The following is a 23,968-nucleotide window of genomic DNA, read 5'->3' as shown; positions in this document are numbered from 1 at the left end:
AATTAGGACATCTTAATTTATAAGAGCTTATAATTTAATATAGTTTAAGTTTGCGTTCATAAAATGTTTATTGAGCATTGACTACAATCTTATTATTACTTTTTACCTAGAAATAATACTTGGTAAGTTTAAAATTTTAAGGAAAAATGTTGAATAAAAAAATCATTTTGTCTATTAAAGCAATTAACTGTATTAAAATATTTGAAACAATTACAACAAGACTTAACAATTTAAGAGGATAAAAGGTGTATAAAAATCAGATGTATAAAGGGTCTAGCAGTGATTAATAGAGAGAATTAAATAGTTTAAATTTTTAACAAAATATTCAGAAAAAAGGATTTGGGTAGTTATATGTAAATAATAAGAGGAATATAAATATTAATATAAATGGATTTAAACCATGGGCTCCGAATAGAAATAAATTTTAGAAATTATAAATCTATTATAAAAATACATAGACAAACTAGTTAACAAATAATTAACGAACGATAAGTATTGATTTATTTTAAATGTTCGTGTATAATTCAATGTGTAGTTCGGATTTATTTTAATTAGATTGTTAATATTTAGAAGGTAGGTGTTCTTGGTGGATAAGTTTTTCAAACTAAAGGAAAATGGCACAAACGTTAAGACTGAAGCATTAGCTGGATTAACTACATTTCTTACAATGGCATATGTTATTTTTGTTAATCCAATAATTTTATCTCAAGCAGGAATGGACAAGGGTGCAGTATTTGTAGCAACAATTCTTGCAGCAGTAATTGGAACATTCATCATGGGGTTTGTAGCAAATGTTCCTTTTGCATTGGCACCAGGTATGGGACTTAATGCATTCTTTACTTTTACAGTAGTTTTTGGTTTAGGTTTTACATGGCAACAGGCTTTAGCAATGGTATTTATCTGTGGTATTATAAATATCATCATTACAGTTACTAACATAAGAAAAATGATAATAGTAGCTATACCAGAATCACTTCAATATGCAATTAGTGGTGGTATAGGGTTATTTATAGCATATATAGGTGTGAAACAAGCTCACTTCCTTCAATTTACTGGTGAAGCAGTAAACAAAGTTGCAGCTTTAGGAGAAGGCGGAGTATTTAATGATGTGGTTCCAGCTATGGTTAACTTCAAAGATCCAGTAGCTCAACTTGCATTAATAGGTCTTATAATTACAATAGTTCTTATGATATTAGAAGTTAAAAGTTCAATTCTTGTAGGTATACTTGCAACAACAGTTATAGGGATTTTCTTTGGGGTTACTCAAGTTCCAGCTTCAGGAGTTATGAACTTTGATATTCCAAGTCTTAGCCCAACATTATTTAAACTAGACTTTGCAGGGTTATTCTCAGATCCAGGAAAGATATTCTTAGCATTAACAACAATATTTGCCTTTTCTTTAACTGATACCTTTGACACTATAGGAACTTTCTTAGGTGCTGGAAAGAAATCAGGAATATTTGATAATAGTGAAGATTATTCTTTAGCTAAGAGCACAAAAGGTTTCTCATCAAAATTGGAGAGAGCATTATTTGCAGATGCAACAGCAACATCAATCGGTGCATTACTTGGAACAAGTAATACTACAACTTATGTTGAGAGTACTGCAGGTATAAGCCAAGGTGGAAGAACTGGTCTTGCTTCAGTAGTAACTGGTATATTGTTCTTACTATGCTTATTCATAGCTCCAATAGCAGGAATGGTTCCAGGAGCAGCTACTGCACCAGCATTAATAGTTGTTGGTATATTAATGGCTGAATCTCTTCAAAAAATAGAATGGTCAGATTTAGAAATTGCAATACCAGCTTTCTTTACTATAGCATTTATGCCATTCACATATAGCATTACAAATGGTGTAGCAGCAGGATTCATATTCTACTGTATAGCAAAATTATTAAAGAAAAAGGGTAAAGAAGTTCACCCAATTCTTTATATTGTAACAGTGCTATTTATATTAAGTTATTTAATTTCAGCAGTAGTGTAGATTAGTAAGGTGTCCTAAATCAGGACACCTTTTATTTTTATGCCAAGCTCCCCATAGAAGTAAAAAAATAGTATAATTTAAATATATGAACATCAAATAATGCTGTGTTTTTAGCTAGTGGTTTAAATTGGGGGGGAAAATGAAAAATAGATTTTTATTAATAGGTATTAGATATTTAGCTATAATCTTAATTACTTTCACAATGATTTTATATAACAAAACCTTGATTAATATGTTTTCAGTAGGAATAGTTCTGCTGTACATAATAAATAATCAAGTGAGGTTTTTTAATTTTCAGCAAAGGGAAGCATATCTTACTCTATCTATATTAGTGGAATGGATAATTGTTTATATTTCTTTTACTCATCATGGCGGGGTGTTATTCTTTTATTTTCTACCATCAGTTCTTGATGGGGCTTTCTTTTTAAAGGAATACAAAGATAAAGTAATTTCTTTTTTAGCTATTATAGCAGTAGCAGTTATTGGAAGAAATCTACATAGTAAGGAACTACTTATAACAACCTTTTCTTTAATTACTCTTATTGCCTTAAGCAATTATATTAAAGAAGAAGTTCAAGGAAAATTAAAGGCTCAGGAGCTGTATGATAAGCTTAGAATTTCAGAAGAGGAACTAAAAAAGGCAAAAGAAGATATAGAAGCTTATGCAAGTTCCATTGAAGAACTTACTTTGCTTAGGGAGAGAAATAGAATTTCTAGGGAGATTCATGATAGTGTAGGACATAGTTTATCAACCACAATAATTCAGCTTGGGGCCATTGAAAAGATGGCAAAAACCAATGGAGAAATGGCTTCAACTTTGGCAAAAAATCTAGGAGACTTTGTGAAGGAAAGTCTTCAAGAGGTAAGGGGCGCGGTAAGAGCTTTGAAACCACGAGAATTTGAAAAATATGAAGGCATACTTGCAATTGAAGAGCTAGTAAAAAACTTTCAAAAGCTTACTGGAGTGCAGGTAAAATTAAGGTATTCAAAGCAAAGTTGGAGCTTGAATTCAGATCATTCCTTTGTGATATATAGAGTTATTCAGGAGTTTATGTCTAATTCTTTAAGACATGGAAAGGCCACGGAAATTAGTATATTCATGCACTTTAATCAGGATAACTTAATAATAACCTTAAGAGATAATGGAGTTGGAGCACAAAAGGTTGCTAAGGGTATAGGCCTTCAAAGTATATGGGAAAGAGTAAATGAACTTAGAGGGGAAATATCCTATGATACTGAGGTAAATAAAGGATTTACCTTAAAGGTTGTGTTACATCCTAATGACCTTATAACAGTTCCTAATCAACAGAAAAATTTTGTGGAGTAATCATAAGCACCTTATTTTCTAAAGGGATTTTTATTTAAGTAATCTGAAAATAAAACATGAGTTATCAGCTAGCTAGCGTTAATCATAGGGTAGTAGGGTTTAAATTATGTGAATAGGCAAGGAGAATAGCTATGGAGAAAAAAATAAATATAATTATTGTAGATGATGAGAAATTAATTAGAGAAGGCTTAAAGATAATACTATCCTCCTTTGAGGATATAGAAGTGGTAGCCCTTTGTGAAAATGGGGAAGAAGCATATAAGTCTTGTAAAGAACATGTGGTTGATTTAGTGCTTATGGATATAAGAATGCCTAAGTGTGATGGGGTTTTAGGTACAAGGCTTATAAAAGAAACCTTCAAGGAAATAAAGGTTTTAATTTTAACAACCTTTAATGATAGAGAATATATACATGAAGCTATGAAGTTTGGAGCTTCAGGTTATCTTTTAAAGGATAGCTCCTATGATGTTATTTATGAAGGCATAAAGGCAGCTATAATAGGCAATGTAGTAGTACACCCTGAAGTTGCATCTGTAATGATGGTAGAGGAAGTTAAGAAGGATAATAGTGAGCAGGTTATAGAGCAGTATAATCTTACTGAGAAAGAAGTAAGTATTATAAGAGAGATAGCTAATGGCTTATCCAATAAAGAAATTGGGGAGAAGCTATTTTTATCAGAGGGTACTATTAAAAATAATATTTCTAATATATTATCAAAGCTTGAATTAAGAGATAGAACCCAAATTGCTATCTTTGCTTTTAAATCTGGTATAAGTAAATAAAAATGTTTGTGTAACTAGATAGTGAAGGTAAAATATCAAATTGTAATGGGATTTGCAAAATAAAGATTAGCTTTATGTATTGCTTGTAGAAAGGTGTTAAAGTATATTCAGTAGGATATATAGGATTAGAGAAAAATATAAGTATAATTACTAATAACTAATTATAGATGACTTAAGTCACTTAACTTAGTTACTTAGGGGAATAGAATCTCCTCCTAAAATTTTCTATTATATAAATAGAAGATTTAGGAGGGGATTTTTTTATGAGTCTAATTGAGATAAAAAATGTAACGAAGCGTTTTGATGATAAAATTGCCGTAGACAATATAAGTTTATCCATAGAGGATGGGGATATATTTGGACTTTTAGGACCAAATGGAGCAGGAAAGTCTACTTTAATCAGTATGATCACAGGGCTTTTAAAACCAGATAGCGGTGATATTTTAGTGGATGGATATTCTATAATAAAGAACCCACTTGAAGTAAAAAAGCAACTAGGCCTTGTGCCACAAGAGATTGCACTAATGGAAACAGTTTCTGCTTACGATAATCTTGAGTTTTGGGGAAGTCTATATGGCTTAAAAGGAAAGCTTCTAAAGGAAAGAATAAATGAAGCATTAGAGGTAGCGGGTCTTATAGATAGAAAAAATGAAAAGATTAAGAAGTTTTCAGGGGGAATGAAGAGAAGGCTTAATGTGGCAGCTGCCATACTTCATCATCCAAGAATTTTAATAATGGATGAACCAACAGTAGGTATTGATCCACAGTCTAGGAATCATATCTTTGAATTTACAAAAGAAATAAATAAAAATAGAAACACTACTGTAATTTATACTTCACACTATATGGAGGAAGTAGATGAGCTATGCAATGGATTATTTATAATGGATGTGGGGAAGGAAGTAGCCTATGGTACTAAAAAGTCTGTAAAAGCTATGGTAAGTGATAAGAGTAGACTTTTAATAAAGCCAGATAGCTATACTGCAGAAACTTTGATAAGAGTAAAGTCTTTAGAGGGAGTTAGGGATTTAACTGAAGAAGATGGAATGCTAAAGCTAGTGGTTAAGGAGGAGTCTTTTAATTTAAATACCTTAATAAATAGTCTTTATGAAGAAAAAATTAAAATAAAGGGAATTACCTTTGAAGAGCCTACCCTAGAAGAAGTATTCTTATCTCTTACAGGAAAAACCCTTAGGGATTAGGAGGGGGATTATGAGATTAAAAGCATTTATAAAGGTCATGCTAAAGGGCTTGGTCCGTGAATGGAAGGTAACAGTATTCACTTTTATTATCTTTCCAATGGTCACAAGTGTGCTATATGGATACTTTCAAAAGGAGCTTTTTACTCCAGAAAATATAATGAGTAAGTATTATATTAATATCATAGATGAAGATAAGTCTGAAGCCTCTACAGGACTTAAAGAGTTATTTAATAATGAAGGGGTGAAGGATTTCATAGTTCTAACAGAGGATAGGGAAAAACTCCAAGTGGAAGTAGTTATTCCTAAGGGTTATGAAAGTGCTCTAATAGGCTTAAAAGAAGAAGAGATAGTATTAAGGCAACTAAATGAAAAAGGAGAACCAGTTATAGCAGCAGTGTCTTCCCTAGTGGAAAAGTATAATAAGGCAGTGCAAGAGGGGATTTCTATCAATAATAGAATAGTAAAAAGCCCATTATCACAAGAAGACAAGGAAAAGTTAATGATGGACATTGGGGAGAAGTTTAAGAGCTTTCAAACAGAGAAAGGTATAAAAACTAATATCTATACAGAAGGAAAAAACTTAACTTCCTTTCAATACTATTCAATTTCTATATTTAGCTTCATATCATTAGTACTAATTGGAAGCCTTTCAAATAGTTATTATACAGAGAGGGAAAATGGACTGGTAAAAAGATATTTAGCAGCACCTATGAGTAAAATTCAATACTTTAATTATATACTAATATCTAATTTTACCTTTGCTCTTATTGTAAATAGTATTTATGTTATGGTATATAAAATTTCCAATATGTCCTTTCAAGGGTCTTATGGAATTTTAATATTAATTCTTATTATTTTAAGCATTCTAGAAGCAACTTTAGCAGGTTTTTTAGTAGCTTTTTTCAAAGATAAGAGAATTGGTGGAATATTTATAAATGCATTTATCCTACTTTCAGTATCTGTTGGGGGAGCCTTTTTTCCAGTGGATAAGGTTGGTGGAAAAGTACTAGCGGTGTTAAGTAATATAGCACCGAATACTCATATAATCAATGTGTTTAAGTCATACATGTTGGAAAACACATTAAGTTCCATAATTAATCCGTTAGTGATTATGGCAACAGTAGCTATAGTGAGTTATTTAATTAGCATTATAAAAGTAAAAGTAAAGTGGGAGGACTAATATGAAAGTAATAAGATATGCCTTTATTCACTTTAAAAGGATGGTAAAAAGTCCTCTAGTCATAGGTTTGATGCTTTTAATGCCAACTATTGTTCTAGGAATAATAGGATACAGCTTTGGAAAGGAAACTGCACATGAAACTAGTAATGTAGCCTTTGCAGTGGAGGATAGAGGAGAATATGGTCATAAGTTTTTAGAAAAGATACAAGCTAATGGAAGCAAGTCTATTTATAGTTCTAAGAATCAGGCTTTAGAATCACTTAAGAAAAACCAGGTGTTGGCAGTTTATATAATACCTGAAAGTTTCACAGAGGAAATAAGCAAGGGAATAAAGCCAAAGATTCAAAGCTTTAAGAGAGAAGAGGGAAATGGTACTTCATTTATAGAAGCCACCATGGAAGAGGAGCTTATTAAGCTTACTAAAGGAAGACTTCTTTCTAATAAAGGGGTTATAAGTGAGGGAGAAGAGATAAACACCACTATAAAGGTTAAGGAAGAAACAATACAAGGTAAAAATCAAATGCTCTATATGGTAGTTTTAATGATATCTAACTTTATTATATTATCCGCTAATTCTGTAGGTTCAGAACTAATAAGGATGAAAAAGCAAAAAGTTTTATTTAGAGCAATTACTACCTCAAATACAGGCTATGAAATTATGGGGGGCTTATACTTAGGGTTCTTCCTAGTGCAAGCTATTATATATACAGCTGTGCTTTTCATAGAAAAGGCCTTTTTAGGTTTCAGTTTTGAAGGATTACTTCCTATAATTTTTGTAAACATGCTACTCACTGTATTAATTTCTGTTAGTATAGGTTTAGCAGTTACTAGAGTGGCAGAGAATGAATCAGTATCAGCACTTATAACAAACTTGTTTGGTATAATAACCACCTTTGTTAGCATGGGTGCCACAGTTATGGCAGGAGATAATATGCCACAAATCATAAAGAGCATAGGTAAATTTACTCCTCAGTATTGGGTAATAAATAGTATGGACACAGGAGCATTATTTCCAAATGCTATGATTTTGATTTTAATGGCAGTGGCAGTATTTACAGCAGGTAGCTTTAGGATAAGAAGCTTTGTGAATAAATAAGAAAATAAAACACCTTAGGGAATTGTTAAATTCCCTAAGGTGTTTTTATTTATCCAATAAATTAATATATAAAATAATAAGAATTATTTAAGTAATCTATATCATACTTAAAACATAGACGTTTTAAAGTTCCTTTAATTTTTTCTTTGTTTTTCCTTGGGTCTTCTAATAAAGTGAAGAAGGCCTCTTTTTCTTTTGCAGTAGTTTTATCCTTTAAGTAGCCATAAACATGGTTAGCTCCATTAACAAAGTTTCCCTGATCAAAGGGAAGAGAAAGAGCTTCATCTATAGACATATATATTTCTTTTATGGAGGAAGTAGAGTTAACTATTTTGCTGCACTTTTTATATTCCGAGTAATTTCTCTCCATAACTGAGTACTTATACTTTGCCCACTGAGTATATTTTACAGAAGGTTCTAAGGAAGACTTCAATAAATTTACACATTTAATAGCAGAGATTTCCTTATCCTTAACCTCAAGCATAATATCAATAGGAAGATTTTCTAAACGCTCTATATAGTTTAAAAAGTTCTCACTGACTACAAATTGAGAGTGTGCTCCATTTTTCTTTTCTAAATCTTGATCTGAATAATGAACCTTTATTTTGCCATCTTCCTTTTTCCAAGTACCACTTACCTTTTTTAGAATTTCATCAAAAGTTAAAGGACATGGATTTAATTTGTGATGAAGGTTATCAAATACAGTAGGGATATTTAGTGTCTCACATATACTGAGTACATCTTCAAGAGTATAGCTTTTGTCATCATTTTCAACAACCAACCTTTTTTGTGCTGATGGAGACAGTCTTTTAAAGTTATCAATAAATCTTCTTGTAGATAGCGTTTTATCGCCATAGACTCCTCCTACATGAAGAATGATTTTATTTGTATAATCAACTCCTAGTGAGTCTAGAAATTTGCAGTGATACTCTATATCACTAATACTTTTAGTTACCACATCTTCACTAGGAGAGTTAAGCACTGTATATTGTCCAGGATGCATAGAGACCCTTAGATTATGATCTTTTATGTAACCTCCACAAGCTGAAAGCTCGACCTCAAACATTTCCCACCATTTAATAGTATTTATGCTGTGGCTTCCAAAGGGAATAATATCTGAGCTTATTCTAAACATACATATGCTGTTTTCTACATTCCATTTTAAGATATTCATTAAGTCAACTAAGTTCTCTTTAACACATTGTGAAAATCTCTCTTCCCCAAAATTTTTTAAAATAAAGCTTCTAGAAGTTTTAAAGGGTAGGGTACACGGTGTACAAGCATATCCGATTCTTATATTACTTAACATAATTTAATCACCTATTTATCATTAAATATTTTTATTACAAATGAAAGCTTTAAGAAAATTCACAGGAATTTTCTAGGTAAATAATTATACTAGCTTTCAAATTAAATATACTAAATTTTTGCTACTTAAGTCTATACAAAAACTTAGTACATTGGATTTTTTATGAAATCAATATAAACTAAAGAAAGTTTCAATTTTAATATTAATTTAATTTTACCTAAGAGATTTCATTATTATTAACTGCGCACAACAAATATATAACCATTTTTGTTTTTTTCTAAGTTGGGAGTTTTGAAAATTCTTAAAATAACATAAATTTGTAGCTAATATGGAATAATTTTGTAGATTAAATTGTTGAAATATATTACAATAAAATTAAGGAATTTAACATTAAATTATTAGAATAAGAAAAAAGTCCTATGAAATTAATTGAATATTAATACTATATATTTATAGAGACTAGGAGGAAATATGGAAGGGACAAACGGGAAAAGTAAAGTTAATTTAATGTTTATGGTTATTATAATTTACATATTGATTTACTATAGTTTTTTGGTGGCTTCTGGAGGAGTACTGTCTCCTTTAGTTGGGAATCTATTTTCAATTCTAGGAATATTAACAGCTATAGTAATTATATATAATGCAGTTTTAAAGATTGATAAGAATAAGAAGTTCTGGATATTGGTTTTATTAAGTACTTTAAGCTATCTTATAGGAGACTTATTATGGGCGTACTGTGAAGTAGTATTGAAAGTCAACTTAGAGCCATTAAGTTTTTATAATTTACCTTATGCCGGTGCTAGTGTGCTATTATGCTCATCTATTTGCTACGTAGCTTATAGGGAAAGAGATAAATGGAATAAGGTTCAGCTAGCAGTTGATACCTTAGCTATCACAATAGTGTATATGTGCATTCTATGGATGGTACTACTAAAAAATGTAGTGCCTAATTTTCAAAGCTTTTCACAAAGTGAAGTAGCTACCGCTATTTATATAGCCGTAGATTTTATTTTAATTACAACTATGAGTATATTACTATTTAGCAATGAAGAAAGCTTTATATTGAATAAATCTTATATTATTTATTTTTTAGGAATTTCTATTATTGCATTAGGAGATTTAAACTATGCATATAATATATTTAATGATGAATATATATCCAATGGATACTTAGACTCCATTTGGGTTATGGGATTTTTAGTCATAGCAGATGCTGCTATGTGTGAAGTATATGAGAATGAGATAAATAAAAAGCAAAAGAGGAAAAAAACAAGGATGTTAAATGGAAAAAGAAGAAAAATATCTTATATGGTTCTAAGTTTTATGGCAATAATTTTAGCTATCAGTACAGGAAGTATAAAGTATAGTATACCTATATTTCTTGTTATAATAATTCATAAAATAATATCAAAATATATAGGAATAGCTGTTCAGAATGAAAGATTGCTTGCAAAGCAACAGGAGCTAAATAAATCCTTAAATCAAAAGGTATCTGAATCAGAAATTTTAAATGATAAATTACAAATTAAAATAAATGAAATAAATGAGCTTAATGCTTTTTTAGAGAAAAAAGTAGAGGAAAGAACAGAAGAACTTACAGTAAGGAATATGGAATTAGAAGCACTATCTAAGGAAGACTCTTTAACAAAGATACCTAATAGAAGATGGTTTCTAGATAATTTGGACAAGTTAATTTTAGAAGCGGAAAATCATGATACTATAATTGGAGTAATGTTTATAGATTTAGATAGATTTAAGGCAGTTAATGATTGGTATGGACATGATGTAGGGGATATACTGCTTAGAAGGATTGCTAAGAGATTAAGAAAACATGTGCCTAAGAATGCTCTAGTGGCAAGACTAGGAGGAGATGAGTTTGCCGTCATAATACCTAATGCACCTAGTAAAAAATATGTGCTAGAGGTCACAGAGCAAGTCCAAAAATGTTTTAATAAGCCTTTTGAAATTAAAGATTATAAGCTGGCAACTACCTTTAGTATGGGTATTTCTCTATACCCCTTTGATGGTGTAGAGCGTTCTGTATTAATGAAGTGTGCAGACATTGCCATGTATAGAGCTAAGGCCTTAGGAAAAAATAATTTTCAATTTTATGATAGTAAGGTTAAGGAAGAAGTATCTAAAAAACTTCAAATGGAGAACTTGCTTAGAGATGCAAATTATGATGAAGAATTTATTCTTCACTATCAACCACAATGGGATTTAACTGGAGATAGAATTATTGGTCTTGAGGCTTTAATTCGTTGGAAAAGCTCTGTATTAGGCTTAGTGCCACCAGGAGAATTCATCCCCATTGCTGAAGAAATTGGAATAATAGATAAGATCGGAGAATGGGTTTTAAAAAGGGTATGCTTGGAAGCAAAGGGGTTAAATACATTTTATAATATGGATTTAAAAATTGCAGTAAACATATCTCCAAAGCAATTTAATAATACTAATTTCATCGATATAGTAAATAAAAATATAGAAGAAAGTGGCGTTATACCTAAATGGCTTGATATAGAGATAACAGAAGAAAGTGCCATGGGCAATGAAGAAAATATAATCGAAAAATTAATACACTTAAAAAGTATTGGAGTAGAAATCTCAATAGATGACTTTGGAACAGGATATTCCTCCTTAAGTTATCTTAAAAAGTTTTCTGTAGACAAATTAAAGATTGCTATGCCTTTTATAAGAGGTATCAAGGATCAGCAGGAAGATTATCAAATTGTTAAAACCATAATAATGATGGCTAAAAGCTTAAATTTAAGAGTTATTGCTGAAGGGGTGGAAAGCCTTGGGGAATCCGAAATACTTAAAGGTTTAGGTTGTGATGAAGTACAAGGTTATTACTATGGCAAGCCAATGCCTATGGATGAAATAAAACAAAAATATCTTAAGGCTCAATAGTGTATGTTACAGGAATTTCATAGAGTATTTACTGAGTTTTAATTGCAGGATTAGTTTAGGCATTTTCAAAAAATAAATAAGTCAGTATGTTTGTCTATTTTTAGTTATACTGCGTCAACAGAACCCTTAGATAGCCCCACTATCTGCAGAACCTGTTTCCTTGTCTGCACAAGCTTGCTTGTGAACATAAGCCTGCTTATGAACATAAGCCTGCTTATGAACTAAAAATATCCTTCACATGTTTGACTTGTTATTTATTTTCAAATGCCTTAAATGAGGGTTAATATTTATTAGATACAATTTGAGCTTAAATAGATAAGTAAAATTATTAGGTTAAATTCTAAATTTAAATGGTTAAGGATAATCTTCCTAACCTTTATATTAGAATTTAACCTTTTTATTTTTATCACAAAATAGGAGCTTAAACATAATATATTCTTAAGGTATCTTGAAAAAATAAGCAAGTCAGTATGCGCGTCTATTTTGTATTATACTTCTTTGACTTGTTATTTGCAGGTGCCTAAGAGCAAAATGGGAGAGGATTATGTTATGTGGAGTGGAGTTGATTTAGTTAAGCTTGTACAAAAGTTTTTGCCTAATAAGGCAGATATCATAGTTATGGAAAGTCCATATAAAAAGCCAGCAATTATTACCGCTGATATAGATGGAGATGGAAAAAAAGAAGTAATTGCAGCCTACACTTTTAACAATGAGGCTTACTTAGTAGTATTAAAGCACTTTTATAATGGTTGGTGCGTTAAAGACCGAATAAAGGGAAGGGGATATAATGTAACATATTTAAAAGCTGCACCAGTAACTAATAAGAAAACAAAAGATTTAATTGTGGGATGGCAGCTAGGAACTATATGGTCTTATCTGAGTATTTTAAAGTGGAAAAACAATAGCTTTAAAGAAATGATAAAGGATAAAGTAGCTTTTTCAAAGATGGAAGTGGACTTCATGCCTAGTACAGAGGTAGAAGATGGTACTGTAGAAATAGCTCTTTGGCGTCATTTTACAGGCGAGGGTTATGATATAGAAGTTTATAGATGGCGAAAGGGAAAGCTAACTCGTGCCCTAGATGTTTATCCCTATTACTTTAAAAAGGTTATTTGGTACTATAAGATTAAGCTAAAGGAAATGGGAGATATAGGATTTTATTGGTATTTCCTAGGGAATGCCCAATATAAAGCTGGACTCTATGAAGAAGCCCTCTACTCAATTAATAAAATGTTAAAGAGTGAATCACCATTTCCTTCTAAGGAGGAACTTTTACGACTTAAAAATGAAATAATTAGGAAGCTTAACTTTAAGATTGAAGAGCATGAAGAATTTATAAGAGAGGTTTCAGAGGTAGAAGAAGCTAAGGAGTCAGCACAGCAACAGGCTAATTTATATCCTGCAGCTAATAAAGAAGTAGGGGGAACTGTTTGGGGGTATATAAATTCTAAAGGAGAATTCAGTATTAAGCCTAAGTTTGATTATGCAATGGACTTTGATGAAAATGGATTAGCAGTAGTAGGTGTAAATAACCTTCAAGGGATAATAGATGAGGAAGGAAATTATGTGGTTCAGCCTGAATATGGAAGCATAAGTGGTTTTTCTGAGGGAAGAGCATCAATTATCGATAAGGAAGGTTTTAAAGTAATAAATGAGAAGGGAAAAATATTAACTTCTAAAGCTTATGATTTTATAGGCACATATAAAGAAGGAAGAGCCATGTATGGAAAAACTAATGAGGCTGGTAGATATGTTTATGGGTATTTAGACTTAGAAGGGAAAGAAGTAATTCCAGCTAACTACGATTCCGCAGGAGATTTTAATGATGGCAAGGCAGTTGTAAAAATAAAGGAAAATCAATATGCACTTATAGATTTAGTTGGAAAAGTATTAAATACTTATAACTATTATTTTGTTGGTAGTCTAGGCGATGGCTTGTTACCTTTTTCTAGGGGTATTAATGATAAATATGGATATATGGATGAAAAGGGGGCTGTTGTCATAGAACCAAAGTTTCAGTGGGGTGGAAACTTTAGTGAGGGAAGAGCTATAGTTAATATGTCAGATAATTTTCTTAATAGGTATGGAGTTATAGATAAAAAAGGGAACTACATTATTGAGCCCGAGTATAACAACATAAATTTTCTTGGGGAAGGCAGAATAGCGTTAGGAAAAGCCATTGATGAAGAAAAGCCTTACATTGGTTCTATATATGCCATAGCTGATACAGAAGGGAATATACTTACAGACTTTGTATTTTCAAATGTATTAAACTTTGAAAAAGGAGTTGCGTCTGCATCGGATGGTAAAAACACTTTCTTTATAGACAGAAATGGCAAGGTAGTCACAGACCTTCCAGTAGTGGAGGGAGATGGAAATTTAAGCTTAGAAGGAGATACAATTAAAGTCAATATAGATTATAGAACTTACTATTTGGATAAGAAGGGAAATTTAATTTGGAAGGAAAACACCATAATACCATTGGATAATGTATATAGAGTTATAGAAGAAAAATACAAACCTAATAAGGATTACTTAGTATATTACCCTAGGGTGCAAGGTATGAAAGATGTAATTTCTCAGCAAGACTTGAATGAAAGTCTAAAAGAGTTTTCCTTGGTTAAGCCTATAGACTCAAAAACTCAACTTGATTATAACTATTCAGGAGATTTTTCAGTAGAGTTTTTTAAAGACAATTTACTGATTTTAGAACTTAATGGCTATGAGTATTATTTTGGAGCTGCCCATGGAATGCCTTTACAGACCTATGTTCATATAAATCTTAGTAATGGAAGAATTTATGAGTTAAAGGATTTATTCAAGGAAAATAGTAACTATGTACAGATTATTAGTGATATAGTAGCACAGCAAATAAAGGATATGGGTGAGAATAGTTATATATTCCCAGATACTTATAAAGGAATAAGAGAAGATCAGCCTTTCTATGTAGATGAGAATAATTTATATGTATACTTTACTCCTTATGAAATAGCTGCCTATGCTGCAGGTTTTCCAACCTTTAAAATACCTTTCAAGGATGTAATGGATATAATCAATACAGAAGGGGGATTTTGGAGGTCTTTTCACAATAATTTAATGAGTTAATAATTAAAAAACGCCACCCTTATCACAAGTATTTAAATCGTGATAGGGGTGGTATTATTGTGTATAGGATGGGTTAAGGGATTTTTGATGAACAAAATCATTATAAGTTAATTATATATTAAATAGTGTTATTGTATGTGATGAATGTCACTATTTTTACTATGTTAAACTTAGTAATTATGAATTATAATTATATAAGATGAATTATAATGAAATGTTACTTAAGATTTAGTCATCCTTATGATGGAAAGGAATAAAATATGAAAAAGTTAACTATGAGAATTACTAAACTGTTTTTTGGACTATTTCTCTATGCTACTGGAATAGTTTTAACCATTAATGCTAATATCGGACTATCACCTTGGGACGTTTTTCATCAAGGGCTATCAAATACTGTAGGAATAACTATGGGACAAGCTAACATAATTGGAGGTTTTGCTATCATTATCTACAATGCCTTTGCTGGGGAGAAAATAGGCTGGGGAACTATATCAAATATGATATTCATAGGTATATTTGTTGATATATTAATGCTTAATAGGTTAATTCCAGTTTTTCATAACATTATACTACAAATAGTAATGATGGGTTTAGGCATGTTGGTTATTGGAGCTGCTACTTATTTTTATATTAGCGTAGGCTTAGGCTCGGGACCTAGAGACGGCTTAATGATAGCTTTAACTAAGAAAACAAATAAGTCTGTTAGATTTATAAGAAGCTGCATTGAGATTACAGTGGTAGTTTTGGGCTCCTTATTAGGGGGAAGCTTTGGCATAGGAACTTTAATTATGGCTTTTGCTATGGGACCTTGCGTACAATTTGTATTCAAGTTATTTAAGTTTAATGTAAAAGGTGTAAAGCATAGATTTATTGATGAAGATATTAAATATATTAAAGATAGGTTTATATTAAAAAATAACAGAGATAACAAGGTAGATTGTGAAGATCTTTAAGGTAATAGTAACCTAAACTAATTAAGGATCAATAAAAGTGTAAAAAAGAGAAGCACCCTAGACAAGTACAAGAATTGTCTAGGGTGCTTTAATTAATTCTTATTAAAATTGAGACAGACAAATAGGCTTTTCATCTGTAGAAAATATTTTATTAATAGTATTTACGTAAGTCTTGTTTGAAATAACAGCCTTTCCGTATTTATACAAACTTGTAAAGGAAACTGAACAAGTAATTAGTGAAGAAAAGTCAGCTACATCTAGAGTTACTTCTACATCAAAATCATTTTTATTGCTTAAAGTAGCTTTGCCTTCTTCAAACTTAATAATTAAGCTTCCATTATTATCACTTAAGAAGTTATCTTTTATTGTAAGTTTTAAAGTACAGGTTACATCATTAAAATTATGATCCTTAAGTTCTTTGAATAGCCCTTTTGTGTTAATCACCCTATACATAATTCCTGTCCCTTGAATGCTACTCTCATGGTAAACAGGGGTAAACATATTATCACTGCCATTTCTAGGATCATCTAAAAGAAACCTAAAGTTTTCATCCTGAAGATTTAAAATTATATATCTTATTTGGTCGCTTTGGCTATTTAAAAAGGTCATAAGCTCTGACAATGCAGAGGTATTTTCAAAAATTAACTCACTTATAACCATGTCATTTAATAAGAAGTTTCCATCTTCGCTAGATTTAAACTCAAAGAAGAAATAACCTTGAACTACATTGTTCTTTTTATAAGCGATAGCTTTAAGCTTAGGATTTCTAAGTTTACCTAAAAACTCAGGTTCATATTTTTCTATTAGGCCATTAGTTTTTTTAAAAACTCTAGTATAACAATCTAGAAGTAGAGAAGCCTCTTCTTCTTTTATAAAACAAATATTATTTTTAGAGGTGCCCTTTGGAAGATTACCAGGTTTGATTTTGTATTGATTCATGCTAGTTCCAAAACCAAAGCCCATCTTCTTATAGAAGTCGGGTCTAAAAGGATAAAGTATAACCATAGAGGCACCCAAGTTTTTATAATGCTGGATAAAATAAGTTACAATTTCCTTAGCAACTTTCTCTTTCTTGTGGAGAAGATCTACTGCTACAGAACCTAATCCCCCTACAGGAATTTTGTGAGATAAAAGATTCATTTTAAAATCGTGAAGTCTCATACCACCAACCATAAAGTCCTCATTAAAGGCGCCGTAGAATTTTACGTAAGGATTTTCCTTATGAACTTTTGTTATATTTTCAAGGAATTTGTTTTTATCTTCTATTGAGTTGATTTTTAGCCCTGGATAAGCATTAAGATCAATTTCAACAAAATCTCTAAAATCTAAATCACTCCATAATTTTCTTATTAAACACATAGTTTCACCCCATTTAGTATATATGTTTTTAAGTGTAGACATAGTATTATACGTTTAAATAAACATTAAGTTCATATTTTAAATTGTTTTAATGAAATATTAGCTAATGATAGGTAGTGTAGATTTTGTCTACTATAAGGTAAGGTACATCTCGTACTGAGATATAGCATCCTGTTTAAAGCCAATATGTCTTACAAAGCCTTCTATAAGGTTATTATTAGGTATAGTTATAAATAGTTTTTCGCTTTTGATTTCTTTTGAAAATTCACTTATAAGACTTAAGCCAATTCCCATAAATCTATGATTTTTAGTAACCCACAGAAGGTTTATTTTTCCTAAGGAAGTACCACATAAGTAGCCAACAAGTTTATCCTCAACATAAGCCCCGTAATATAGAGAGTTTTCTAGTTTCGCTAGATAATCTATATCGCTTTGCCAGTTAATATGATAGTCTTTAGTTTCTTTAACTATTGAGTTGATATCCACAAAACTAAGTCTTTTTATGTTTATATGTGGATAATTACAACTTCTTAATGTGGATAAGTTATCAAAAGTAAAGTATTTTAAATCATAAACTTTTTCATAAGAAAGTTTTTTGTAGAAATTAATAGCTCTGTCATTCCCCACTATTACTTCAAGGAACATTTGGGTACAGTTATTTTCTATAGCAACTTGTCTATGAAGTTCCATAAGTTTTTGGCTGACACCCTTTCCTCTATAATCTGGATGAACAGCTAAAGTTCCACAGCGTAGAGTTTTAAGTCCTTCATAATTTTTGATTCCACCAAGAATAACTCCTACAGCTTTATCATCATCTAAAGCGATATGAGAGTATTCTAATGAGTTACCTTCAGGTCCGAAGAACCTGCTGACAAAAATATCTTTAGGCATACTTAATTTTATAATATAATCAGAAAAACCTATACTAAAGGCCTCGAAGATTAAATCCATGGAAACCTCTGAACATTTTAAATAACGTATCATTTATAACACCTCGCAAATATTATTCAAAATCATATTTAGTAAATTGTTTATTATTGAGTCTGTTGCTTTAAGCTCCATAATTCCAGTATAAAAGCCTATGGCATCAGTAGAAGACAAAATTATATAGCACGTAGAATCCACATCTAAATCACTTCTAAATTCACCATTTTTAACGCCTTCTTTCAAAAGGGAACATAAATCTGTTGATGCTTGATTATACCTTTCAAGGGCAAAGGCTTTAATGGTGTCATTTCTAGAAGTAACAGACCAAAATTCAAAGGTAAATTTAATCTGAAGCATATTTTTTTCATCTAAAACCCAGTTAAGAATCCACTTTATATAAGCAGTTAACTTTTCCTTGCTGGTCATGGTAGAATGAAAGCTTTCTATCAGTCTTTTACGATTAGTCATTCTTTCTTCAGCTATGGCTAAAAATATTTCTTCTTTACTTTTGAAATAAGTATATATTCCACCCTTACTTACCCCAGAAGACTTTACAATATCATCAATACTAGTATTAGAATAACCCTTATCAGAAAATACTTTAAAGGCATGAGAAAGGATTAAATCAATTCTTTCTCTTTTAGTTTCTTCAGTAATTTTAGGCATATAACTTAACACCCCCCCTTAAAAAAAGACTGGTCGGTTTTTATTATATCATGGGAAATAAAGGATATCAATACTGTTATTAATATGATTGAAAAATATAAAAAATTAATTAACCTTATTCGTGGATTTTAATAAGATATATTAAAAGTACTTAAATAAGAGGATAACATGATAAACTTAAAGTGTTTTTCAACTAACCAGCTTATAGCTTTATCCGTACTAATAGGGGTAACAATAGCAAAAAACCTTACACCTAATGATCAAGTTACTGTAGCTAATCTAATATATATTATTGGTGATGTAATAACCTTTATAAATGGAGAGATTGAAAATCAAAATAGTGGTGACCAAGAAAGTGAAGAGGAAAAGAGTAATGGAAAAGACTCAAAAGAGATTGAAAAACTTAAGAAACAAGTAGAAGAATTAACTTATTGTGTTATGAAGCTAAAAAGTGAAATAGAAGATTAAAAACTAAGTTAAGTTTATATTTATAGAAAACATGGTTAAGACTTAATTTATATATTGAACCTACCCTGTTTCCTTTAAAAACTTTTGAAGATAATTAAATTCATAATGAATGAATTAATGATAAATGAAATAATAAGTCATCATGAAAGCCTATATGGGAAAATATAAAAGAACGCCCCTCTACTTTAAAGGTAGAGAGGCATTTTATTATTAATAGTTTTCACAAAATACTTCAAAATAAGATTTTGGATGTACACAAGCAGGACATTTTTCAGGTGCTTCTTTAGCTTCAAGTATAAAGCCACAGTTTGCACATTTCCACATTACAGGTTCAGCTTTTTTAAATACTGTACCATTTTCTATGTTAGCAAGTAATTTTCTATATCTTTCTTCATGAAACTTTTCAACTTTAGAAATCATGTCAAAAGCAACAGCTACTTCTGGGAACCCTTCTTCTCTTGCAATTCTTGCAAATTCAGGATAAAGCTCTGTCCATTCTTCGTTTTCACCAGCAGCTGCATAGCTTAGGTTTGCCTTCGTATCGTCGCTTAAGCCTACTGGGAAAGTCGCAGTAATTTCAATTCCTTCACCATTCATTTGCTCTTTTAAAAATTTATAGAATCTTTTAGCATGTTCTTTTTCTTGTTCTGCAGTTTCCATGAAAAGAGCAGATATTTGATTATATCCTTCTTTTTTAGCTACACTTGAATAGTAAGTATATCTGTTTCTTGCTTGAGATTCTCCTGCAAACGCCTTAAGTAAATTTTCAGCAGTTTTTGTACCTTTTAAAATTTTCATTACTTAAATCCCCCTTGTAAATAATAATTAATACCAATTATAACATAAATTATCCATTATTGCATGAAAATTTTTACATATAAAAATGAGTTTTCAAAATATTAATAATGTGGAAATAAAAACTTTAAGAAGTAGATTTTTGTTAGTCGAATTAATAGCATATATTTTTATAGAATAATGCAAATTTAATACACACTTTATCGAAAACTGATGGATAACTAAACCAGTTTCGTTGACGAGTGTTAATAAAAATGTAATAATATAGATAATATTGGGAAATTTTAATAAATGAATATTGTTATCAATTAATGAATAGTATTAATTATACAGCGACTTGTCAGGAATAGTCAGGAGGATTTATTCAATGAATGATTTGTTTGGTGGAAACAGTGAACCTAAGATAAAAGAGTTGATAACCAATACTAGAGAAGGCAGAATTAATTTGGTTTTGGTTACAGCTTTGTTTTTTGCTGCCATGGGATACTTAAGTTTAAGAAACTTTTTGCTTTTTCATGGAGTCATTGAAGTTTTTTGTATACTAGTAGCGTTAATGATTTTCACAATAACCATTAATATTAAGGATTTTTCAAAGGACGCATCGGTAATAATATTAGGAATATCCTTTGGAGTTATAGCTGTAATTGATATGGTTCATATGCTGGCATATAAAGGAATGGGTGTATTCCCAAACTACGGACCAGACTTACCAACCCAAATGTGGGTTATTTCTAGATATATAAATAGTATTTCAATTTTTATAGCCTTATGTTTATTGGGAAAATCAATAAATTATAAAAGGGTACTAGGTGCTTATGTGTTAATTACTACTATTTTGCTAGTTGATATATTTGGTGCTAACTTATTTCCAAGTTGTTTTATTGATGGAGTGGGTTTAACTCCTTTTAAGATTTATAGTGAATATATTATTAGTGGAATCTTCATAGTAAACTTCCTTATTTTGAATAAGAAGAAATCTAGTATTAAACCTGTGACATTTAAGTATCTTCAAGCTTATTTAGTGTTGAGCATCGCATCAGAACTATCATTTACTTTTTATATAGATGTTTATGGACTTTCAAATATAATTGGGCACTATTTTAAACTTTTAGCTTTTTATTGTATTTATAAGTCCATGGTAGAAGTAAACTTAAAAGCACCTTATAGAGCATTACAGCAAAGTGAAAACAGATATAGAATGTTTTTTGAAACTTCGCCTAATGGCATCCTTTTATATTGCAAGGATAGAATACTTTTATCCAATTCATGTTTTCTAACTATGTGTGGTTGTAGTAGCAATATCGATGTGATTAATAAGCCAATTTTAAAATTTATTCATCCAGAAGATATAGAGAAGCTAAAAGAACTTAATGAAGTATTTCAAGCACGGAAAATAATAGAAGGTTATGAAATTAAACTTTCAAAGCTTGATGGAACTATAGTAAATACAGAAATTACAGTGATGCCCTATGAATATGAAATGGATGATTGTGTTTTTATAATGATTAAGGATGTAACCGCGCAAAAGCAATCAGAAAGGCTTAAACAGGAAGTAGAGCAAAAGACTTTATTTAATAATATGCAAAGAGACTTTTTTACCAACCTTTCTCATGAGCTAAAGACTCCGATTAATTTAATATTTGGTACTGTTCAGTTAATGGAAAGTAAAGTGAAAAACAATATAACAAATATAAAGGAAATAGGCTTTAGTAAACATAGCCAAGTTTTAAAACAAAATTGCTTCAGAATGTTAAAGCTTATAAGCAATCTCATAGATATTACCAAAATAGATACTGGTTATCTAAAACTAAACCTGAAAAATTCTAATATAGTATCCATAGTTGAGGATATAACCTTGTCTACTGCAGAATATGTTGAGAGTAAAGGAATTTCCTTGGTTTTTGATACAGATATAGAAGAAAAAGTTATGGCTATTGATGGTAATATGATAGAAAGGATTGTTTTAAATCTCTTATCCAATGCCATCAAGTTTACAGATGATGGTGGGGAAATTATAGTTCAATTAGTGGATAAGGAAGACAAGGTACTAATATCTGTTAAGGACACTGGGGTTGGAATACCTAAGGAGAAATTAGACGAAATCTTCAGCAGATTTGCTCAGGTTGAAAAAACCCTAGCTAGAAATATGGAGGGAAGTGGAATAGGACTTTCCTTGGTACATTCACTAGTAAAAATGCACGGAGGCGTTATCTTTGCAATAAGTGAGCCAGGAAAAGGCAGTGAATTTATAATTGAACTACCTGCTAGGCTAGTATCGGAGGAAGAAGAGAGTGACTTTGTGGAACTTCAAGGTAAAGAAAGATATGTTGATATGATGAACATTGAGTTTTCAGATATATATTCATAAAAGTAATAAAATAAATTAATGGAACCAAGCATAGCTTTAAGCTATTGTTTGGTTCTATTTTTAGTTAGGCAATTATAAGTGCTTAACTAAAACTAAATTTTAGATATGGTCTTAGGGATAACTCAACTAATATAAAAGATTAGGTAATCATAAAGTAGGTTAACAGTGTTAATAAATTTAATATTAAATTTAAAAAAGTTAATAATTATTTAGGAGTTTAAGTTTAAACTATGTTATTAAATCTTAATTTATTAAATTTATGTAGAAATAGAAAAACTATAGTAAAAAAAATGATGTAAAAATTAGATAAACAATAGTTGAAGTTGTTTGAAAAAATGTAATATGATGTTAATAAAGTGTTCGTATAAAGCACTAAACAAAAAATTAGGAGTGATTTCATGTTTTCCAAAAAAGTATTTGCAACTTTATTGTCCCTATCAGTACTTATGAGTTCTTCAACTACTTCATCTATGTCTTTATTTAGAAATCAAAAGTTAACTCCAAACCAAACTACAAATGAAAATGCATATTATAAATATGGCGGACCTGTAGATTTATCTGTGGCAAACGAAGAAAAAATCATTGAAATGCTAAAAAGAGAAGGCGAAATTTCTAAGGATGCCACATATGAAGAAGCATATGATGTATTTATAAAATACATGCAGGAAAGCACTAAAGAAAATGAAAAGCAAAAACCAAGTAAATTAGAAAGAGATTTAAAGGCAAAGCAAAATCAAAAGGTTCAAAAATATAAGTTTGACCCAAGGCAGCCAGATACAAACCCTAAAGAAGTAAATATACTAACACTACTTGTGGACTTCAAGGATTATAAACACAATAATATTAAGCCTGATGAAAGTGACATGTACTACCAGGATTATAGCCATAAGCACTTTGAAGATATGATTTTTGGTGATAATGGCTATGAGGGACCAAATGGTGAAAGATTTACTTCAATGAAACAATACTACAAAGAGCAATCGGGGGGAAGCCTTAATATAAAGGGAAAAGTTGCAGGCTGGTATACATTATCAAATGATGCAGCTTATTATGGAGCTAAAAAGGGTAGTTCTAACGATGCAAGACCAAGAAATGCTGTAGCTGAAGCTCTTGCATTAGCAGCTAAGGATCCAAATATAAACTTAGCTGATTTTGATAAAACTGATAGATATGATTTAGATGGAGATGGAAACCTTAATGAACCAGATGGAGTTATTGACCACTTAATGGTTCTTCATGCTGGGGTTGGTGAAGAAGCTGGAGGTGGAAGCCTAGGATCTAATGCAATCTGGTCTCATAGATGGAATCTTGGGGGTATGTACAAAATACCTGGAACCGAATACTATGCCTATGATTATACCATAGAGCCAGAAGATGGAGCAGCAGGAGTGTTTGCTCATGAATTTGGACATGACTTAGGATTACCAGATGAATATGATACAGGTGCGACACGTTGCAATATGAAAAGTATTGCCTAAATAGTATAGCTATTTAAGAACTAATAACTTGAAAAGTCAAATGAGAGGGTAACGCCTTG

17 protein-coding genes are annotated in these 23,968 nt (G+C 30.8%); 12 read left to right on the top strand and 5 right to left on the bottom strand.

Features of this window, described 5'->3' with window-relative positions:
- Positions 1-586 precede the first annotated feature (586 nt).
- From J2Z44_RS16335 to J2Z44_RS16310, 6 genes are all read left to right on the top strand, one after another.
- Positions 587-1,984 (top strand): NCS2 family permease, encoded by a 1,398-nt coding sequence (locus J2Z44_RS16335; RefSeq protein ID WP_031271675.1) that lies wholly within the window; start codon positions 587-589, stop codon positions 1,982-1,984.
- A gap of 139 nt (positions 1,985-2,123) precedes the next feature.
- Positions 2,124-3,311, top strand: a complete 1,188-nt coding sequence (locus tag J2Z44_RS16330; protein ID WP_021284181.1) for a sensor histidine kinase — start codon at positions 2,124-2,126, stop codon at positions 3,309-3,311.
- 131 nt (positions 3,312-3,442) lie between these two features.
- Positions 3,443-4,093, top strand: coding sequence for a response regulator transcription factor (locus J2Z44_RS16325; protein WP_209649817.1), 651 nt, complete (start codon positions 3,443-3,445; stop codon positions 4,091-4,093).
- A gap of 263 nt (positions 4,094-4,356) precedes the next feature.
- Positions 4,357-5,295: an ABC transporter ATP-binding protein gene (locus J2Z44_RS16320; protein WP_021284183.1), complete on the top strand. Its 939-nt coding sequence runs from the start codon at positions 4,357-4,359 to the stop codon at positions 5,293-5,295.
- A 10-nt stretch (positions 5,296-5,305) separates the two neighbouring features.
- The gene (locus tag J2Z44_RS16315; RefSeq protein WP_021284184.1) at positions 5,306-6,475 is read left to right on the top strand and encodes an ABC transporter permease; all 1,170 of its coding nucleotides are present in this window, start codon (positions 5,306-5,308) and stop codon (positions 6,473-6,475) included.
- 1 nt (position 6,476) lies between these two features.
- Positions 6,477-7,571, top strand: a complete 1,095-nt coding sequence (locus J2Z44_RS16310) for an ABC transporter permease (RefSeq protein WP_021284185.1) — start codon at positions 6,477-6,479, stop codon at positions 7,569-7,571.
- A 61-nt stretch (positions 7,572-7,632) separates the two neighbouring features.
- Here the strand turns inward: J2Z44_RS16310 and uvsE are convergent, their stop codons facing one another.
- On the bottom strand, positions 7,633-8,880 hold the full coding sequence (gene uvsE, locus J2Z44_RS16305; protein ID WP_021284186.1) for a UV DNA damage repair endonuclease UvsE: 1,248 nt from the start codon (positions 8,878-8,880) through the stop codon (positions 7,633-7,635).
- 471 nt (positions 8,881-9,351) lie between these two features.
- Here uvsE and J2Z44_RS16300 point away from each other — a divergent pair, with 471 nt between their 5' ends.
- The 3 genes from J2Z44_RS16300 (at position 9,352) to J2Z44_RS16290 (ending at position 15,848) form a co-directional block, all read left to right on the top strand.
- Positions 9,352-11,790, top strand: a complete 2,439-nt coding sequence (locus tag J2Z44_RS16300) for a putative bifunctional diguanylate cyclase/phosphodiesterase (RefSeq protein ID WP_209649815.1) — start codon at positions 9,352-9,354, stop codon at positions 11,788-11,790.
- A 549-nt stretch (positions 11,791-12,339) separates the two neighbouring features.
- Entirely contained in the window at positions 12,340-14,895 is a 2,556-nt protein-coding gene (locus J2Z44_RS16295) for a WG repeat-containing protein (RefSeq protein WP_031271679.1), read from the top strand.
- A gap of 260 nt (positions 14,896-15,155) precedes the next feature.
- Positions 15,156-15,848: a YczE/YyaS/YitT family protein gene (locus tag J2Z44_RS16290; RefSeq protein WP_021284190.1), complete on the top strand. Its 693-nt coding sequence runs from the start codon at positions 15,156-15,158 to the stop codon at positions 15,846-15,848.
- A gap of 102 nt (positions 15,849-15,950) precedes the next feature.
- On the opposite strand, the gene J2Z44_RS16285 is transcribed toward J2Z44_RS16290, so the two are convergent.
- The 3 genes from J2Z44_RS16285 to J2Z44_RS16275 form a co-directional block, all read right to left on the bottom strand.
- Entirely contained in the window at positions 15,951-17,207 is a 1,257-nt protein-coding gene (locus tag J2Z44_RS16285; RefSeq protein ID WP_021284191.1) for a GNAT family N-acetyltransferase, read from the bottom strand.
- A 132-nt stretch (positions 17,208-17,339) separates the two neighbouring features.
- On the bottom strand, positions 17,340-18,191 hold the full coding sequence (locus J2Z44_RS16280) for a GNAT family N-acetyltransferase (protein ID WP_021284192.1): 852 nt from the start codon (positions 18,189-18,191) through the stop codon (positions 17,340-17,342).
- Positions 18,192-18,800 (bottom strand): TetR/AcrR family transcriptional regulator, encoded by a 609-nt coding sequence (locus tag J2Z44_RS16275; protein ID WP_021284193.1) that lies wholly within the window; start codon positions 18,798-18,800, stop codon positions 18,192-18,194.
- A 168-nt stretch (positions 18,801-18,968) separates the two neighbouring features.
- Between J2Z44_RS16275 and J2Z44_RS16270 the strand changes: the two genes are divergently transcribed.
- Positions 18,969-19,268 carry a hypothetical protein gene (locus J2Z44_RS16270; RefSeq protein WP_021284194.1) on the top strand — a complete coding sequence of 100 codons (300 nt, stop codon included), beginning with the start codon at positions 18,969-18,971 and terminating at the stop codon, positions 19,266-19,268.
- A gap of 210 nt (positions 19,269-19,478) precedes the next feature.
- Here J2Z44_RS16270 and rbr read toward each other — a convergent pair whose 3' ends face one another.
- Positions 19,479-20,066 (bottom strand): rubrerythrin, encoded by a 588-nt coding sequence (rbr, locus tag J2Z44_RS16265; RefSeq protein WP_021284195.1) that lies wholly within the window; start codon positions 20,064-20,066, stop codon positions 19,479-19,481.
- Positions 20,067-20,430: 364 nt separating this feature from the next.
- Here rbr and J2Z44_RS16260 point away from each other — a divergent pair, with 364 nt between their 5' ends.
- Together J2Z44_RS16260 and J2Z44_RS16255 are read left to right on the top strand one after the other, a co-directional pair.
- Positions 20,431-22,431 (top strand): sensor histidine kinase, encoded by a 2,001-nt coding sequence (locus J2Z44_RS16260; RefSeq protein WP_021284196.1) that lies wholly within the window; start codon positions 20,431-20,433, stop codon positions 22,429-22,431.
- A gap of 398 nt (positions 22,432-22,829) precedes the next feature.
- The gene (locus J2Z44_RS16255) at positions 22,830-23,909 is read left to right on the top strand and encodes an immune inhibitor A domain-containing protein (RefSeq protein ID WP_021284197.1); all 1,080 of its coding nucleotides are present in this window, start codon (positions 22,830-22,832) and stop codon (positions 23,907-23,909) included.
- The last annotated feature ends 59 nt before the right edge of the window (positions 23,910-23,968 follow it).

This window comes from Clostridium punense, assembly GCF_017874425.1.
GTDB lineage: Bacteria > Bacillota > Clostridia > Clostridiales > Clostridiaceae > Clostridium_J > Clostridium_J punense.
Note: the sequence above shows the minus strand (reverse complement) of the source record. Positions and strands in the feature narration are given on the sequence as shown.

What these genes read in the sequence shown, in the direction of transcription:
- J2Z44_RS16260 (WP_021284196.1), top strand. Translation starts at nt 20,431, where the DNA reads ATGAATGATTTGTTTGGTGGAAACAGTGAACCTAAGATAAAAGAGTTG.
- uvsE (WP_021284186.1), bottom strand. Translation starts at nt 8,880, where the DNA reads ATGTTAAGTAATATAAGAATCGGATATGCTTGTACACCGTGTACCCTA.
- J2Z44_RS16275 (WP_021284193.1), bottom strand. Translation starts at nt 18,800, where the DNA reads ATGCCTAAAATTACTGAAGAAACTAAAAGAGAAAGAATTGATTTAATC.
- J2Z44_RS16255 (WP_021284197.1), top strand. Translation starts at nt 22,830, where the DNA reads ATGTTTTCCAAAAAAGTATTTGCAACTTTATTGTCCCTATCAGTACTT.
- J2Z44_RS16285 (WP_021284191.1), bottom strand. Translation starts at nt 17,207, where the DNA reads ATGTGTTTAATAAGAAAATTATGGAGTGATTTAGATTTTAGAGATTTT.
- J2Z44_RS16330 (WP_021284181.1), top strand. Translation starts at nt 2,124, where the DNA reads ATGAAAAATAGATTTTTATTAATAGGTATTAGATATTTAGCTATAATC.
- rbr (WP_021284195.1), bottom strand. Translation starts at nt 20,066, where the DNA reads ATGAAAATTTTAAAAGGTACAAAAACTGCTGAAAATTTACTTAAGGCG.
- J2Z44_RS16310 (WP_021284185.1), top strand. Translation starts at nt 6,477, where the DNA reads ATGAAAGTAATAAGATATGCCTTTATTCACTTTAAAAGGATGGTAAAA.
- J2Z44_RS16325 (WP_209649817.1), top strand. Translation starts at nt 3,443, where the DNA reads ATGGAGAAAAAAATAAATATAATTATTGTAGATGATGAGAAATTAATT.
- J2Z44_RS16295 (WP_031271679.1), top strand. Translation starts at nt 12,340, where the DNA reads ATGTGGAGTGGAGTTGATTTAGTTAAGCTTGTACAAAAGTTTTTGCCT.
- J2Z44_RS16280 (WP_021284192.1), bottom strand. Translation starts at nt 18,191, where the DNA reads ATGATACGTTATTTAAAATGTTCAGAGGTTTCCATGGATTTAATCTTC.
- J2Z44_RS16315 (WP_021284184.1), top strand. Translation starts at nt 5,306, where the DNA reads ATGAGATTAAAAGCATTTATAAAGGTCATGCTAAAGGGCTTGGTCCGT.
- J2Z44_RS16290 (WP_021284190.1), top strand. Translation starts at nt 15,156, where the DNA reads ATGAAAAAGTTAACTATGAGAATTACTAAACTGTTTTTTGGACTATTT.
- J2Z44_RS16320 (WP_021284183.1), top strand. Translation starts at nt 4,357, where the DNA reads ATGAGTCTAATTGAGATAAAAAATGTAACGAAGCGTTTTGATGATAAA.
- J2Z44_RS16270 (WP_021284194.1), top strand. Translation starts at nt 18,969, where the DNA reads ATGATAAACTTAAAGTGTTTTTCAACTAACCAGCTTATAGCTTTATCC.
- J2Z44_RS16300 (WP_209649815.1), top strand. Translation starts at nt 9,352, where the DNA reads ATGGAAGGGACAAACGGGAAAAGTAAAGTTAATTTAATGTTTATGGTT.